At 66.8% G+C, this 647-nt stretch carries 1 pseudogene; it reads right to left on the bottom strand.

The annotated features are described in order from the left end of the window. Nucleotides 1-103: 103 nt before the first annotated feature. A pseudogene (locus Q1A87_RS23645) lies at nucleotides 104-647 on the bottom strand (ISNCY family transposase); the annotation flags it as partial.

The following is a 647-nucleotide window of genomic DNA, read 5'->3' as shown; positions in this document are numbered from 1 at the left end:
TGTTGCAACCATCCAGAAACGTCACCCGGTCTGCAAAGCAGGAACGTCACCGGTGGGGGGCCTGGGCACGTCGGTTGGAGCGGGGCCGGGCGGACCGGAGAGGTCAAGGATCGGAGGTTCGCCCGGCCCCGCGGGCGCCGGCTTTCGTCGCCGCATCCGCCTTCTTCTTGCGCGCCGCCAGCGAGTTCCAGCCGTCGTTTCGCTGACCGTTCGGCGTGTAGCGCGTGCGCTGCACGGGCTGCCTGGTCGGCGTGGGCTTCGCCTTCTCCTGCTCAGCCTTGATGTGCTCGAGCACGGCGGAGAGGTTCTTGTTGGCCACGATCGAGGCCTGCGTGACGCGCTGTTGGTCCTTGGAGAACACCCGGTAGGGCAGGACCATTCCGTTCCAGCGGACCTCGAAGCCGCCGTCGGGGAAGACCAACGTCTCGACATACTTGCCTGCCAGCCCGCGCGTGACCTCGGTCTCGTCGAGGATCACCCGATTGCGTTCGAACCGGAACGACAGCTGCGCGCCGACGTAGCGATGCTCGCGCAGGCACAGGATCGCCCGTAGCCGGTCCGGACCGACATTGAGGGGGCGATGCAGATCGTCAGGTCGATGGGGCGTCTTCGCGAAGCGATCGTTGTAGCGCTCCACGAAGCCCGGA

The sequence above is a fragment of the uncultured Jannaschia sp. genome, assembly GCF_947494055.1.
In the GTDB taxonomy this organism is placed as follows: Bacteria; Pseudomonadota; Alphaproteobacteria; order Rhodobacterales; family Rhodobacteraceae; genus Jannaschia.
This window is presented reverse-complemented; position numbering and strand designations above follow the sequence as displayed.